This window comes from Porphyromonas vaginalis (genome assembly GCF_958301595.1).
GTDB lineage: Bacteria > Bacteroidota > Bacteroidia > Bacteroidales > Porphyromonadaceae > Porphyromonas > Porphyromonas vaginalis.
In genome coordinates, this window is the sequence record NZ_CATQJU010000001.1 from 1852328 (window position 1) to 1869057 (window position 16730).

Below are 16730 nucleotides of genomic sequence, written 5' to 3' on the forward strand. Positions count from 1 at the left end.
GAATGGTACGCAATATACTGAATGAATTGACCGCTCGCGGAGTGCGGCATCTAATTATCTCCGCACTGTTTTTCGTGGTTTATGCCCTTTGTGGCACGGCGATAATGCTCACAGTCTTGTTTCTCATCGACCGTCATATACAGGGAGAAAGCATCTCTTTCATTTCGGCAGCATGGGTACTCGGTAGTCTGCTGGTCTTGAAAACCATATCCAATGCCATTGCCGATATGAGCAAGCATTTTGCTGGATTTGATCTTGTGGAACGTATCCGCGAGAAAATCATATTGAAACTGAAAATGTTCTCACTCGGTTTCTATACCAATGAGCGTCTGGGAGAGATAAGTACAGTCATTCACAAAGACGTTGATAATATGGAGATGGTGGTGGGGCATCTTTGGACGCGAATGTCCGCCGACTTCATTGTAGCTCTGATACTCGGCATCGGGCTGTTCTGTGTGGACTGGCGCATGGGATTGACGATGGTAGTCATTCTTCCCATTGCCCTATTTTCTCTGTATCGGGGCATTCGTTCGGGAATGAAAGCACAGGAGGAGGCACAGGATAATCTGGCGGATATGGTCAGTCTCTTCGTGGAATACGTCAAGGGCATACCCGTGCTAAAAGTATTTGGTGGAAAAGGAATGTTCCGTGACAGATTGGACCACTCTGTTAATGAATTTGGAGAAAGCAGTAAGAATATTTCTCGTTTGGCAGCTGTGAGTGTGGGCAGATACACTTTTCTGATAGAATTGGCTTTCGCTCTGATGGCTACAATCGGTCTTTGGTGGACGCAACAAGGGGAACTTTCTCTTTTCGCTTATCTAATGTTCGTCATCGTTTCAAGAGAATTCTACAAGCCTTTTGTCAATATGGAAAGTCATTGGCTGAATTACATCAAGGTAAAGGATAGCTACGGACGCATTTCCCATTTGTTGAATGCCCCTGTTATCACCAATCCTGAACAGCCGAAAACAGCAACCCATTTCAATCTTTCCTTTGACAAAGTTGGTTTCCATTATGAGAAGGAAGGTTTTGAGATGAAAGATCTCACGTTCCATGTTCCCGAAGGAACGGTAACGGCACTTGTTGGCTCGTCAGGTTCTGGTAAAACAACCATTACCAACCTGTTACTCCGTTTCTGGGAACCGCAGATCGGCAGTATTCGTATCGGTGGTATAGACATTCGAGAAATGGACTATGATTATCTACTCGGCAAAATCAGTGTGGTGATGCAGAATGTTATTCTCTTTTCAGATACCATTGCCAATAATATCAAAGTGGGCAATCAACATGCTACGCAGGAAGAAATCGAGGAAGCGGCACGACGGGCGATGATACACGACTTTATCATCAGTCTGCCGGAAGGTTATGAAACAAAAATAGGAGAAAACGGTTTGGGGCTATCCGGAGGTCAGAAACAAAGGCTTTCAATCGCCCGTGCGTTCCTCAAAGATGCTCCCATCATTCTTTTGGACGAGATAACGAGCAATGTCGATCCTGTTAATGAATATAAGATACAGCAGGCGATGTCCACCCTTATCCGAAATCGCACAGTCTTGGTCATCGCCCATCATTTGCAAACCATCCGTAATGCTAATCAGATTATTGTGATGGACAAAGGACACCTTGTAGAGAATGGGACGCACGCAGAACTTGCAGCCCATGACGGAATGTACTGCAAATTGCTGGCGATGCAGTAATTTAATCAATAAAAATATGGAGGTATGGTTTGAGCCATACCTCTTTTTTTGCCACTTCCATCCATATCAACGCCACAAGTGCGCAGTTATTTTCAACTGCTAACATGCACGGTTTCTTTGATTTACCTTTGCCCATGCACCGCTGTTGGTGTTATTAAATACATTGTAATATGGACGAAAAAATCAAAGACCAAGAAGTCCTTTTGGTGAAAGACCCCAAGGACGAGAATCTCAAAGCCGTCTCAGGGACGGACGAGAAAGGCGGACTGAAAACTGTACCGCCTACCGCCGAACATGAGCAGAGTTTCTTGAAGTTCGACAAGCACAGCAATGCCTTGGAGAATTTCCTCTCCAACTTCATGCGGCAGTTCAAGAACCCCACACAATTTCACTTCTTCAAAGTCCCCTTCGAGGGTGTTGTTGCCAGCGCACGGGTTCTCGCCGAGATGCTCAAAGCTCCGGATGTCCCCTCCAACAAGGAGATGCTAGACTCCGCCCGTGTTAATCCTTCGGATTATGCAGGAGAGCAGAAGCAGACCTTTCAGGAGATAGACCCCGAGAAGATTGACTGGGAACAGTTCTCCAAGATGGGCGTGAGCCGTGAGAGCCTTGAAAAGAGCAAGGAACTTGAAGCCATGCTAAAATACCGAAAATCACCCCACCTTGTCCCCATCAGCGTAAAAGTTGGAGATGTATCCCTCTATACGGACGCACGCCTTTCTTTGCGTGAGACAGAGGACGGCAGATTTATCCCCGTTGTCCACGCCATCCGCAAGGAGCCGCAGTTGGAACAGGAGTTCTTCGGGCATACCTTCACCGACGAGGACAAGAAAGCCCTGAAAGGAACGGGCTTTCTCACCTGGGACTACGACAATCCAGATAAAGACGATGACAGATGGCTCTACTTGCCCGCTATGAAGAAAACCCGCCGCATCAGTGGCTCCTCCGCCAAGCAGGATTACTTTATGGGCAGTGACTTCACCTATGACGATATGGGCAGTCGCAATGTAGACGAAGACTCCCACCAGTTGCTGGGCGAAGAGACTATTGGCGGACACAAGTGCTGGAAACTGGAATACACGCCTAAAGACAAACGTGAGATCTACTCTAGAAAGGTGGCGTAGATTCGTCAAGACTGCCTTATCGCCATTAAGGTGGAGAACTACGACAAGATGGGAAAACTACTCCGTCGCCTTGAATTGTCGGACATTGCGAAGGTTTCTGGTTTTTGGATTGCGAAAAAAACTGCATATGACCAATGTTCAGACTAACCATCAGACGATTCTTGAGTTTAAGGATCCCAAGTTCAATACCCCTATGAACGAGGCTCAATTCAGTGTAAGCACTTTGGAAAAAGGCCGATTCTAATGACAGATACAACTAATCATTCAGCAAAATTCTTGTTGCTGTTTATTCTCTTCTTGCCCCTGCATATCGCATGGGGCCAAGAAGAGGAAGCTTCATCGTGGCAAGTCAAAGGATTTGTGGATACCTATCATGCCGTTCGCTCCGAAAAACCGAACAACTTTATGTCTTCGCGCACGAGAATAAGAGGAGAGATAGGTAAAAGTTTTGAAGGCTGTTCGCTCTTTGTCTCATTCAACGCAACTTACAATGCATTATTAAAAGAGCGTACAGGTGTTGAACTGCGGGAAGCGTATCTTGACCATAGAGATGACCATTGGGGCTTTCGCCTTGGGCGACAATTGGTCATTTGGGGAGCGGCAGACGGTGTGCGTATTACCGACTTGGTCTCTCCTATGGATATGACAGAGTTCTTGGCACAAGACTATGATGACATTCGGATGCCAGTCAATGCCCTACGCTTTTTCGTCTTTAACGACAAAATGAAACTGGAACTGCTTGCCGTGCCAACCTTTGAAGGGTATAAACTACCTACCGACGCAATAAATCCATGGTGCATTTTGCCCAAAGATAGCCCACTGCCTATTGCCTGGGAAGAAAACGGGAGCCACCCCAGTCTTCATTTTGCCAATATTGAGTATGGCGGAAAGCTCTCTTTTACCTTGCCTGGAGTGGACTTTTCGCTCTCCGCATTGCATACGTGGAACAAGATGCCCGTGTTTACGTATCGCCCTACAGATACCCACATTGTCGTTTCTCCGCAATACTACCGAATGGGATTTTTCGGAGGAGACATATCCAAACCTCTAGGGCAACTGGTATTACGAGGAGAAGCAGCCTTCAATGTGGGGAAGCATTTCAGCTATAGACCTGATGCGTCTGATCAGGAACAAAAAGGATTCAACACTGTGAATTATCTCGTGGGTATCGATTGGTATGCCCCCAAAGATTGGGTGGTGATGGCACAGTTTTCTTCTGAAAGCATCCTAAAGTACGAAGACCGGATTGCACAGCCTCGTCACAATTCACTCCTTACGCTCAATGTGTCGAAAAAGCTGTTGGATAACACCCTACAACTCTCCAACTTCACCTATTTCGACCTCAAGCATAAAGGTTGGTTTAGTCGGTTTACTGCCGCCTACTCTCTGAATGACTTCATTCAGCTCTCTCTCGGGTATGATTGGTTTGGAGGCGATGAAGGTATCTTCAGCACGTACAAAAACAATTCAGAAGTATGGGCGAAGGCAAAATATAGCTTTTAATCGAATGTAATGAGCAAAGCAGACGACACCAGCTGAATAGCACAACAATAGAAACGCAACCCCACTCAGGGTATGTTCGTTGGAACTGTCTCTGACAATTTCGATGAACGCATCGATCAGAAAATCTTCCACGCTGAGATCGTTGTGGATGTTGCCAAGGTCTCTGCTGAAACGAAAGCTTACCAGCCTATCCCCATCATAGCCGACTTCACAAACGAAAATGGCTCCGACAGTCTCAAAGAGACTATTGAAGCCAATTATCGCCAAGTCAAGCAGGAGGTGCTATCCCTCGTAGATAGAGAGATTGAGAGAATTAAGAACGATTCGCAACTGAAATCTCTTTTGAAGTTGGACTAGCTTCAAGCAAGTGCAATAATTCTGCCAACTCTTTGTTTTTCTCAACTTCGAGTACAGACTTGATCTCAACAATAAACTCTGTCGCATAGTCTCTACTAGCATGCTTTATTATTTCTACAACTTGTGAGGTGTTACTCGTGATAATAGATAGTGTTAATTCGTTTTTTAGAAGTGAAGTTGGTAAAAGAGTCCTTACAGATTCAGGAGTGTCTATAAGACATGCTTTGTTGATAATGTTGTGGCCATAACGAACAAAAAGTTGTTCTGTTATATTTTCACCTGAGCTAGCATACATATCTCGAATGTTTTTATAGACAGAAGACCAATCTTTGCCTTGACTCTCAAAGCACTCTACCAAACTTTGATAAACATCATCTTCAACTATGCGACTTTGATCCTTAAACTCATTCGTTATGGTAGCCTTAAAAGCTTCATAAGCTTTTGGTATGTTTGAACGAGTTGTAATTAGCAGTTGATATTGCGTGTTTTTTCTCTTGAAGTTATCCTCCCAATCAGCGCTTTCTGTTTTTTGCATATAGTTGATTGCCGTGCTGTTGCAATGATACACTATACCAATGTTATTCATGTCTCTAGTTTCGTCAAAGAAAGCAATAGGTACATTTGAAATGTTCTCTATCGTTATCTTGTTTTCATAGTCGTCTTTCCAACGGCTCCAGTCTTGAAGCAAGTCAAGCAGTTTAATCTTAAGTGTCTTAACAAAGAAACTGTACGTTGGAAGAAGAGCGTCTATTGGCAATGAATTTTCTTCTTTTCCTAGTTTGTTTGAAATCATATACTGCACTACCTGACAATACATAGGATATTGGGCCATTTTTTCGCACCCTAATAACAGCATTCCATAAGATATAAACGACTCAATATGATTAACGATTGTTTTTATTGTTTGCTCATTAGCACTTTCGCTAAGTAAATCAAACTCACTTCCAGTGTACGACTCCCCTTTAGCCATTCGTATTGAAACTAAATAGTAATAGAAAGGCCCCTCTTTCTCACACTCAGAAAACCAATTATCAATGTTGTTGTCACTAGGCAGTGTGGGTAGTATGCTTTCTAACTCAACCCATCTATTAAGTAGAGTTTTGGCTTCATCAGATACTTCGACTTCTGTGATTTGACTTTGTAATAGTTTTTGGTATTTAGGAAGTTCGTGCTTTAGATATGGAACGGCCACTAAGGTGTTTAACCTTTCAACAGGAAGTTTAGATAGATAATCGTCCACTTTGTCTTCAGGGCATTCTATTAAGTATTTTGAATGCTCTTCTTTTGCTTTTTCTATAAAATCGATATAGCATTCAGGGTGCGTATAGGTTTTTCTGAGGAGGTTAAACGGATTTAGATAGTCAAATTCTCTTAGCTTATCGCTAAGATTTGCAACGCTATCATACAGCTTTACGGCATCGACTAGACAAGAGCCTTGTATTTTCAGCTCTTTATCTCCATCTTCTTGTATCAACACATCACTATAAAGGTGTTTTATCATCATTTTTAGATGAGTAAGAGCTTTATTCTTTGACGTGTGCTTCAGCAATTCTATTTGATAATCTTTGAGGCTTATGCCGTCTTTACCTGCCTGAGTTTTCATAAGTAGTTGGTCCCAAAATTTGACCTCAATTGTTAGTCCCGATTGCGTCAGAGCATTTGTAGCATACTGAGGGTTATTTACTTTTGCAATGGCATTTTCTAATAAGTCATTGAGAAGAGTGCTATCCTCGAGCTTGAGAAGTAAATCGCTTTTCCCACTATCTAATTCTCTTCTTAATTGATCTGTGTAAATTAATTCAAGAGCTTCTTCTGTTGGCAACTGAAAATAAAGAGCTGAAAGAAATTTTGATGTCTCTTCATTTCGATACTTATAGGCAAGAGGGTCGCAGAATTTAAGATTTAAGAGTTCGTCATAGGGATTTTGTTGAATTGAATACTTGCCTACAACATAAAGAGCAATATATTCGTCTGGCACATTAAACGACTGATTGTTTTTTAATGTGATACACTCATTGATGAAAGAGATAATTTTACGAGGTGACTTCGACTCTGTCATCAAATCATATATTTGTGTAATAGAACTTTCTTGGGAGAGTTCTTCTCCTACAGCCTCTTTCCACATTGAGCTTAAATATCCTTTCCAGTTGCTCATTGTTGGAGGAGCAACACGATAAACCACATCGAATGTTTTATTGATAAAATCATTGCCGTAAAATGTTTTCATTTCATCTTCTGTGTCTAAGGCTATGGTCTCAGGATAAAAGGCAACAAGAATGTGTTTTCGATCAAAGGGAACTATTACTTGAATATTATTGTATTTGACCTCCGCAAAAAAGCTATGAATAGCTGCCCAAAATTCTTGAACTTTATGCGATGGAAGTCTATCCATATTGTCAAATACAATAACAAGCTTATTTTGTAAATCCTCATCTAACTCTTTCATCCAATCCTTAAACTGTTTAGATGAAGGTTCTGCAGCAAATTCCTCTTCATAGGTCGTGTTTTCCTTAGTTTTCTCCTTGTAAAGAGAAACCAGCTCCTCCAATAGTAGTTTCCAACTTCTATTTTTCATTTTACAAAATCGAACGACAATATAAACAAGGGTAATGAGTAGTGGAATAGCCGTGAATACTGGTTTTATGAACCAATAGGTTGATGCCGGCAGAGAATCAGCTATTGAAGAGAAAATGGGTGTTAATATAATGGCTAATGTAATAACAAGTATCCCTACACTAACTTTTGGGATGTCTGTAGTTCGAACTTCCCTTTTTTTGGAGAGAAGGCTCTTTAACTTTGTTTTCCAAACATCTTTCTTTCTTCCCTTCAATGCTTGAGAAGCTTGCTCATTATTGCAGATGTAATAAGTAAGTTCCTCTAAAATTGACCGCCTTGTCAAGTCATCTTGATGTCCCCAGGCATCATACGTGAAAAAGAGAGGGGAGTTTTCTCTCATTTCTTTTTGAACTAAAGAAATGAGATTGGATTTCCCTGTCCCCCAGCCCCCTTCTAGACCTATCATAAGAGAGCTTTTGGCTTCTATTAAAAGATTTGCTATTTGCTTGGCAGTGGATTCGTGTGCTTTACCTGCAAATAAATCTTTCCCGCATGGCTCATTTGATATAAATTTGAATTGTGCCATAATTACCTCTTTTTTTTGACCAGTGTTGAGTCAGCTGTAGACTTAAACTGTGATATCTTATTTTTCAACAATTTAGTAGCCATATGTTTTCCAATAGTCTTCCCATCTAGTACGACAAATGTACTCATTTTAGGGCAGATAATCTTGAAGTTGAAATGTTTGGGCGAATTTTCTTTTTCATCACTTCCTTTCCTTATAATTCCTTGGGACTTAGAAGAGGTCATTTTATCCTATATATTTGCTGTCTGAAAGGTATTATTCAAATCAAACAGAGTGATTTATGGAAGCAAATAGCAATGACAATTACGTGCTGGTCTTAGAGGATCGCACCGAGGTAAAGAACCAGCATGAAGCGGGAAAACTCACCATCGTTTCGGGGATTGATGATAAGGGCAAGCTCAAAACGACTGAGCCTCTTGAAGCCAACCAAGCAGCCTTTTTGAGGTTCAATAGCAAGGATGGACTGCTGAAGAACTTCATGACCAACTTCCTCAAGCAGTTCAATAACCCCTCCCATTTCGGGCTATACAAGGTGTTGGCGAGCAATGTGGAGCAAGGCGTAGATAACCTGCGTACTCTGCTTCAAAGCCGAGAGACTCCCGAAAGCAGACAGCAGTTGGCAGAGGTTGGTGTACCCTTTGAAGACTATCTGCCACAGCAGAAGAAGAGTACAGCCATTGATGCAGACAAGGTAGACTGGAAGATGCTCGACAGTCTCGGACTCTCCCGTGAGCGGTTAGAGCAGAGTGGAGAGCTAGAGAAGATGCTCAATTGGCAGAAGAGCAACCTCGTGACCATAGCCATCCCCATTGGAGATACTACTATCTACACAGAGGCTCGCCTTGCCTTCCGCACAGATAATGAGGGCAATATCGGGTTAGCCATACACGCTATGCGTAAAGAGCCACAACTCGACTATCCCTATATGGGCTACAAGTTCTCCCCCGAAGAGAAGGAACAACTACTCGCAACCGGCAATCTCGGTAAAACCATCGAAGTAACACCCAAGAGCGGAGAGCCTTTTGCCGCCTACGTCTCCATCGACCCACAGACCAACGAGATTATCGCCTTGCGTGCCGACCGTGTAAGCATTCCGCAAGAGATCAAAGGCGTCACGCTCTCTGACCAGCAATACAAAGATCTAGTTGAAGGCAAAGCGGTGAAAGTAGAAGGAATGACCGCTAAGAGTGGCAAGTCTTTCGATGCTACGCTTCAGGTCAATGCAGAGAAGAAAGGCATTGAGTTCATCTTCGGAGAGAACAAGAGTCTCAAAGAGCGTCAGGAACAGCGACAAGATCGTCAACAAGACAAGGCACCTCGCAAGCTTTGTGGTCTAGAGTTGTCAGAGAAGCAACGAGAAGCCTTAGACAACGGTCGCACACTTTATCTCAAAAATATGATCGATAAAGAGGGGCAACCCTTCAATGCCTATGTCCGTATGGACAAAGAGCAAAACCGCCCACGCTTCTACAAATGGAACCCTGACAAGAAGCAAGGAACGGGTAAGGTCGAAGCCGTGGCGGAAGAACACAAGATGCAAGTAGCCGTGAATAACCACGGCAAAACCAACGAAGCTACCAAGCAGGTGAAAGAGCCTCTGAAAAAGGGGCAAACAGCACCCACTGCTGAACAAAAGCAGAAGCAGGACGAGAACAAGCAGAAGAAGTCTCGAGGACGTAAGATGTAACCCATAATCTATTCAAAGACTATGACAACATGTATTATTGCTGAGAAGCCCTCGGTAGCGAGAGATATTGCCCGCATTGTCGGAGCAACCAGCAAGCAAGACGGTTATTTAGCAGGAAATGGTTACCTCGTCACGTGGGCTATGGGACACCTCATTACACTTGCCATGCCCGAAGCCTACGGCTATTCTAACTACAAAGCAGAAGAGTTGCCCATTTGCCCCAATCCCTTCCAGCTCATTGTCCGACAAGTTCGTAAGGACAAAGAGTACCACGAAGACCCGGCAGCACTCAAGCAACTGAAGGCAATAGGCTCCTGCTTTAATCAGGCAGATCGTATTATTGTGGCAACAGATGCCGGAAGAGAGGGCGAACTCATTTTTCGCTGGATTTATCGACACTTAAACAGTCACAAGCCATTTGATCGCCTATGGATCTCCTCCCTTACTGACAAAGCTATCCGAGAGGGTCTGGCGAATATCAAGCCAGGGAGTCATTATGACCATCTCTATTACGCAGCTCAAGCACGAGCAGAAGCTGACTGGTTGATGGGAATCAATGCCAGCCGAGCTCTCTCCATTGCTTACCGTGGAGGCTACTCTCTAGGACGAGTGCAGACCCCGACTTTGGCCATGGTGTGTCATCGCTATATGGAGCATAGAGACTTTACCTCTGTCCCTTATTGGAAGCTCATTGCGTTGATAGAGGACGAGGACTTATCCATCAAAGCCGTGAGCCTACAGAACTTTGATAATGAAGCTACTGCCCAGACTGCGCTCACTTCGTTGCGCAGTATCGGCTCGCTTACGGTCACAGAGGTCACAAGAAAGGTGACGCATACAGCTCCACCCCTCTTGTATGACCTGACCGCTCTGCAAAAGGAGGCTAATGTACGTCACGGCTTTTCTGCGGATAAGACCCTCACCCTCGCACAGTCGCTTTATGAGAAGAAGTTCACTACCTATCCCCGTACGGGTAGCCGATATATCAGTGAAGATGTTTTTGAGGAAGTTCCCGACCTCCTTCGCAAGATTGACACACCATTACCCCAAGAGCTGAATCGCCACTCCGTAGATGACAGCAAAGTTACCGACCACCATGCTATTATCCCCACGGGAGAAACCGCATCGGCATTGTCGGTAGATGAGACCACGCTTTATCAAATGATTGTTACCCGCTTCGCAGAAGCCTTCTCGGCGCACTCTGAAGAGGAGCGTATGCAGGTAGTACTCAAGGACGAGACCAACAGCTATGTCTGGAAAGCGTGTCGTCAAGTCTCTTTGGGTTGGAAATCAGTACAGAGTACCACTTCTCAAGAGCATAAAGAGAGCGAGGAGGACGAGCCGATTTTGTCCTCTTTGCCCAACTTGACCGAGGGGCAAACTTTACCCCTGCAACAAGCAGACATAATCGAGCAAAAGAGCAAGCCTAAGCCACTCTATACAGAAGCGACCCTGCTTTCGGCTATGGAGCATGCAGGCAAGGAGGTAGAGGATGTTGCAAGTAAAAAGGCTTTGGCAGAGTGTGGCATAGGCACACCTGCTACACGAGCCAACATCATTGAGACACTCATCCTACGTGACTATATCCGTAGGGAGAAGAAGAGCATAGTCCCAACGGAGAAAGGGTTAGCCGTCTATGAAATCGTTAAGGATAAACGCATTGCCAATGCGGAGATGACCGGAGCATGGGAGGTGGCACTAGTAGCAATCGAGGCAGGAAGTATGGATGCTGGTAAGTTTGCACAAGGCATCAACTCCTACGTTTCCACCATCTGCGAGGAGTTGCTCTCACTCACACCTGCACCTAGACAACAAAGGTACCCTACATATCACTGTCCTAAGTGTGGATGTGAAAGTGTGGGGATCTATGCCAAGGTGGCGAGATGCAAGAATGATGATTGTGATTTCCACATATTCCGTGAAGTATGTGGTACGTATCTCTCCGAAGAGAATATCCGAGACCTCATAACCAAGGGACGTACTCCCATCTTGAAAGGTTTGACGAGCAAGGCAGGTAAGAAGTTCAATGCCCGATTGGTTCTACAAGAGGATAGTTCGACCAAATTTGAATTCGAGCAAAAGAGAAAGAAGTGATAGCCCGCACAAGCGACTTAGCTCAGTGCCACAACTATCTCTCACGACACTTTCCACTTGTTTATCGTAGTTAATAGGAAGCCGATTGGGGAGCCTTTGTAGTTTCTTAGCGGAAAGATGCAGTGCCAATACGCCTTGGCACTGTAGTTCTATACGGAAGAAACTCGAGTCCCAATAGGGGGTGGCACTACAGTTTCATACGGAGGAAACTCTAGTTTCATATGGGAGAAACTGCAGTTTCATGGGGAAGAAACTCCAGTGCCAAGCCTATGGGAAACTTTTCCCATACGGATGAAACTGTGGAGTGACGGGGGGGCAACATTTCCACTCAGACTAGACTCCACCAATTCACGTGAAGAGCAAAGACATCAAGTAATCGTACTTCCATTCTTGTGGTAGGTATCTCAATCCATTTCGTAGGATTGACCTCCTCCCTCCATGGCTAACAACTATCATCAACAAACAGAGTACCTCTATGGCATACAACAAGAAAGCAGTTTTGGCAGCGAATGCAGAAGCAATCCGTGTGGTGCTACGACTAGAAAAAGAGCATCGTCTGGCTACCGAAGCAGAGAAACGCATCTTGCGTGGCTACCAAGGCTTCGGAGGTCTGAAGTGCGTATTGAACCGCACAGACACGCCAGCGGACATTCGCTATTGGAGTAAGTCGGAGCAAGAACTCTTTGCTCCGACACAACAGCTCAAGCAGATGATCTATCGAGAAGCGGTCGATGCTCACACCGCCAAGCGGTATTGGGAGAGCATCAAAGCGAGTGTGCTCACCTCATTCTATACAGATAGACGTATCGTCTCTGCAATTTCAGATGCTCTAGCAACAAGTGGTGTGACGCTCAAACGGTGCCTCGATCCCTCCTCGGGGATGGGGGCTTTTGCCGAAACATTTGCCAAGCAGGTGGGTATTGTTGATGCCTTGGAGAAAGATCTGCTCACGGCTCGCATCAGTCAAGCGTTGCACCCTTATGGCGAGGGCAACATCTTCGTGCGAAATGAACCCTTTGAAGCGATAGCACCCCTAGAAGAGACGGAGAAGTATGACCTCGTAACCAGCAACATCCCCTTTGGAGACTTTATGGTCTATGACCGTGAGTATAGTAGGGGGAATGAACTTTTCAAAAAGGAGTCAACACGAGCCATTCATAATTACTTCTTCGTAAAGGGCTTGGACTGCACTAGAGAGGGAGGTCTCGTTGCATTTATCACTTCACAAGGCGTACTCGATGCAGCACTAAATGAGCCAATCAGACGCTATCTGATGCAAAACAGCCGACTCATCTCTGCTATCCGTCTGCCATCAGGGATGTTTAGCGAGCAGGCAGGGACTGAGGTCGGAAGCGACTTGATTGTCCTGCAGAAGCAGTCGGGCAAGGAGATTGGCGAGGAGCTGGAGAAGCAGTTTGTTCAGACAGTCGCCGTGCCCAAGGGGGATGGTTTTACTATGGCTTTCAACCATAACTCACTTTTCGAGGGCTCGTGGGATGATGTGGCACCTCGCACCATAGCCACCAGTCGTGAGCTGGGTAGAGACCCTTACGGCAAGCCAACTTGGAAATATCGCTTTGGGGGAACTATGGAGGAAATGGCTGAGAGTCTCCGAATACAGCTCACGCAAGATGTGGCAGCACGTTTTGACCGCAAGCTCTATGAGACGGGTATAGCGATGAGCGAGGAGGAGCGACAGAATGAAGCCGAGAAGCAATTGCGTAAGCTGGGCGTAACGGTCGGATTGTCTGGGGTGGAGCCTAAAGTAGACGAAGAGCAAGAAACAGACAACGCTTACAACCTAATGCCTGACAGCATTAAGAGTCAACTACCCAAGCTATATGACACAGAGAAGCAACTTATTGGAGATCGTACAGCTTATGTACGATACTTCTTCCCGCTGGGAGCCTATACAGCCTACCTCTTAGAGTACAACCCAGAAGAACGTCTTGCGTTCGGAGCAGTTACAATGGGTTATGGTTGGGAGCTCGGCTACATCTCCTTGGACGAAATGAAGGAGGTCAAGATACATGGCTTGGGGATTGAGCGAGACCTTCATTTTTCTCCTACAGCACTGCATGAGATAGCCGAGCTGGAAGAGCTTGTCCAAGGACGGTATAGCAAAGAGTCGGTTGCAGAAGCTCCCACTGTTGTAGTTAACGAGGTAGTACAAACAGAAACCCAAGCGGAAGAGGTCGTGGAGAAGTCCTTTTCAGAGGGAACTTCCATCAACCCCATCGAAAAGAATGAATTGGTAGAACCCACCCAGCAGGAGCAAGCCTCTTCAATGTTAGCACCAGCACCCGAAGGTGTGCCAGCACTAACGCTACAGCATCAGTATGAAGCGGATATACGTACAGACCTAGAAGCCCCACGAGAGATGGGCGGACAGATGGTCTACTTTGATGACGACCATCATCCCGTGATGGATACTACAGATGTCGGTCTGGAACAAGCGGGTTATTTATTTGCTCCCGAAGAGTACGAACTTTGGACGCAAGAGGTCGCTCGTGTTAACAGGGAAATCAAAGAGGTCAATAAGCAACAGACAGTTTCTAAGCCCAAGCAAAGCTCAGTAAAGCGTCCAAGAGCAAGAAGAAGTACCAAGCTCTCCTCAATCGAGCAACCTTCTCTATTTGACTTTGCAGAAGTGAAGAGAGAAGTACAGCCAGTTACAGAGGTTAAGAAGTCGTTTGATGCTTCACCTCGTCCATTCCTCTCTTTGCCCGACTCGCATCTACGAGATGGGTCGATCGTGCTGCAAAATGGACAAGTGGGGTATCTCTCGAATCTGAAGCGACAGCCTACCTTTCATCCGATGGACTTGCCCTATGAGCGCCTAACCAAGCTCAAAGCGTACATCGAGATACGAGAAAGTTACCATCGGCTATACGACTACGAAGCGAACAATAGATGTGAGGATAGCGAGGAGCGTATAAAACTCAATCGGCTCTATGACGACTTCGTCAGTCGCTGGGGGTATCTCAATCAGAAGAGCAATACAGACCTCATCAAGATGGACGCAACTGGGGTCGAGATACTCTTCTTAGAGCGATCCGATAAGGGGGAATACATCAAGGCAGACATATTTGACCATCCTACCGTCTTTGCCACTACAGAGGTGACAGTAGCTGCCGACCCCACGGAAGCTCTCGTCTCTTCTCTGAATAAGTATGGCTCTGTGGAGCTAGACTATATGAGTTCGCTCCTCCCTGAGATGGAGGAGAGTGACATTATCTCAGCTCTAGAGGGACGTATCTACTACAATCCAGAAGTAGATGGCTACGAAGTGGCAGACAAGTTTATCTCAGGCAATGTAATAGAGAAGAGCGAGCAGATTGAGTCGTGGCTACTAGAACATCCCGATCATGAAGAAGCACAGCAAAGCTTAGCTGCCCTACGGGCTGCCACACCTACACCGATACCCTTTGCTGAGCTTGACTTCAACCTTGGGGAGCGGTGGATACCAGCCAAAGTCTATAGTGCTTTTGCCTCAGAATTCTTTGAGACAGAGATTACCATCTCCTATCAGAGTACAATGGATGAATATGTTTTGCAATGTGATAGACGTAATGGCAACATTTGGCATAAGTATGCCGTGCAGGGAGAGTTCAGACGCTATGATGGACTTAATCTCTTAAAGCATGCACTACACAATACCATACCCGATATCAATAAGAACAAAGAGGTACGAGATCTAGAGACAGGCGAAACGAAAACGATCAAAGTGCGTGATGGGCATGCGATACAGATGGCTAATGCTAAGATAGAGGAGATACGTCAGGGCTTTGTAGATTGGCTAGGTAGAACGCCAGAGAGCTTTAAGCAACAACTATCCGACAGATATAATAAGCTATTCAACTGCTTCGTGCGTCCCAACTTTGACGGTGCGCATCAATCCTTTCCCGATCTAAATCTGAAAGGGCTAGGTATCTCTGACCTCTATAAGAGTCAGAAGGATGCCGTATGGATGCTCAAAACCAATGGCGGGGGTATTTGTGACCATGAGGTAGGGGCTGGTAAGACCCTCATCATGTGTACGGCAGCCTATGAGATGAAGCGCTTGGGCTTAGCAAACAAGCCGATGATTATCGGACTAAAGGCAAATGTCTTCGACATTGCTGACACTTTTAGAAAGGCTTATCCCAATGCTAGAGTGCTTTATCCTGGTAAGAACGATTTCAATAAGCAAAACCGCCAACGCATCTTTAACGACATCAAGAACAACGATTGGGATTGCATCATATTGACCCATGAGCAGTTTGGGATGATACCTCAAGCTCTAGAGATACAGGAGGCAATCTTGCAAAAGGAGAAAGACTCTATAGAGGAAAACCTAGAAGTTCTTCGTCAGCAAGGTGCAGACATTTCTCGAGCTATGCTCAAGGGGCTGGAGAAGCGAAAGCAGACCCTAGAAGCCAAACTACAAGGCATTCAAGATAGTATTGCCGAGCGTAAGGATGATGCAGTGGACTTCAAAATGATGGGCATCGATCACCTCTTTGTGGACGAGAGTCATCAGTTTAAGAACTTGATGTTCAACACCCGTCACGACCGAGTTTCTGGCCTAGGTAATCCAGAGGGGTCACAACGTGCACTCAATATGCTCTTTGCCATACGTACCATTCAGGAGCGGTCGGGTAAAGACTTAGGAGCTACTTTCCTTAGTGGCACGACCATCAGCAACTCACTCACAGAGCTCTATCTGCTCTTCAAGTACCTACGTCCTCAAGCACTCGAAAAGCAAGGCATCAATAGCTTTGATGCTTGGGCTGCTGTCTTTGCGAAGAAGTCTACCGACTACGAGTTCTCCATCACCAATGACATCATACAGAAGGAACGCTTCAGAACCTTTATTAAAGTGCCGGAGCTGGCAGCCTTCTATGCGGAGATTTGTGACTATCGTACCGCTAAGGATATCGGCATTGACCGCCCGGAGAAGAACGAGATACTGCATAACATACCGCCCACACCTGAGCAGGAAGAGTTTATCGGCAAGTTGATGGAGTTCGCCAAGACGGGAGATGCAACCCTTTTAGGACGAGATGAACTATCGGAAAAGGAGGAGAAAGCCAAGATGCTAATCGCAACGGATTATGCCCGCAAAAGGTTCAAGAAACTTG

Annotated in this window: 5 protein-coding genes and 4 pseudogenes; 8 read left to right on the forward strand and 1 reads right to left on the reverse strand. The window is 45.4% G+C overall.

Annotation, left to right across the window (positions count from 1 at the left end; all coding sequences use genetic code 11):
• Positions 1-2: 2 nt before the first annotated feature.
• The 5 genes and pseudogenes from Q2J34_RS07180 to Q2J34_RS07200 all read left to right on the forward strand — a co-directional run.
• Positions 3-1700: an ABC transporter ATP-binding protein gene (locus Q2J34_RS07180; RefSeq protein ID WP_300970158.1), complete on the forward strand. Its 1698-nt coding sequence runs from the start codon at positions 3-5 to the stop codon at positions 1698-1700.
• 482 nt (positions 1701-2182) lie between these two features.
• Positions 2183-2482 (forward strand): annotated as a pseudogene (locus Q2J34_RS07185) (DUF4099 domain-containing protein); the annotation flags it as partial.
• A gap of 3 nt (positions 2483-2485) precedes the next feature.
• Positions 2486-3068: pseudogene (locus tag Q2J34_RS07190) on the forward strand (outer membrane lipoprotein-sorting protein).
• Entirely contained in the window at positions 3068-4327 is a 1260-nt protein-coding gene (locus Q2J34_RS07195) for a DUF1302 family protein (protein ID WP_300969738.1), read from the forward strand. The pseudogene Q2J34_RS07190 and the gene Q2J34_RS07195 overlap by 1 nt, the downstream one beginning before the upstream one ends.
• Before the next feature lie 57 nt (positions 4328-4384).
• A pseudogene (locus tag Q2J34_RS07200) lies at positions 4385-4684 on the forward strand (conjugal transfer protein TraG); the annotation flags it as partial.
• On the opposite strand, the gene Q2J34_RS07205 reads toward Q2J34_RS07200, so the two are convergent.
• Positions 4641-7826 (reverse strand): P-loop NTPase fold protein, encoded by a 3186-nt coding sequence (locus Q2J34_RS07205; RefSeq protein WP_300969739.1) that lies wholly within the window; start codon positions 7824-7826, stop codon positions 4641-4643. The pseudogene Q2J34_RS07200 and the gene Q2J34_RS07205 sit on opposite strands and share 44 nt — an antisense overlap.
• Positions 7827-8106: 280 nt before the next feature.
• Between Q2J34_RS07205 and Q2J34_RS07210 the strand changes: the two genes are divergently transcribed.
• The 3 genes and pseudogenes from Q2J34_RS07210 to Q2J34_RS07220 form a co-directional block, all read left to right on the forward strand.
• Positions 8107-9513: a DUF3945 domain-containing protein gene (locus Q2J34_RS07210; protein ID WP_300969740.1), complete on the forward strand. Its 1407-nt coding sequence runs from the start codon at positions 8107-8109 to the stop codon at positions 9511-9513.
• 21 nt (positions 9514-9534) lie between these two features.
• Positions 9535-11607: a type IA DNA topoisomerase gene (locus Q2J34_RS07215; protein ID WP_300969741.1), complete on the forward strand. Its 2073-nt coding sequence runs from the start codon at positions 9535-9537 to the stop codon at positions 11605-11607.
• A gap of 475 nt (positions 11608-12082) precedes the next feature.
• Positions 12083-16714: pseudogene (locus tag Q2J34_RS07220) on the forward strand (DUF2958 domain-containing protein); the annotation flags it as partial.
• Positions 16715-16730 lie beyond the last annotated feature (16 nt).

Coding starts and splice junctions, on each gene's coding strand:
- Q2J34_RS07180 (WP_300970158.1), top strand. CDS start 3: ATGGTACGCAATATACTGAATGAATTGACCGCTCGCGGAGTGCGGCAT.
- Q2J34_RS07195 (WP_300969738.1), top strand. CDS start 3,068: ATGACAGATACAACTAATCATTCAGCAAAATTCTTGTTGCTGTTTATT.
- Q2J34_RS07205 (WP_300969739.1), bottom strand. CDS start 7,826: ATGGCACAATTCAAATTTATATCAAATGAGCCATGCGGGAAAGATTTA.
- Q2J34_RS07210 (WP_300969740.1), top strand. CDS start 8,107: ATGGAAGCAAATAGCAATGACAATTACGTGCTGGTCTTAGAGGATCGC.
- Q2J34_RS07215 (WP_300969741.1), top strand. CDS start 9,535: ATGACAACATGTATTATTGCTGAGAAGCCCTCGGTAGCGAGAGATATT.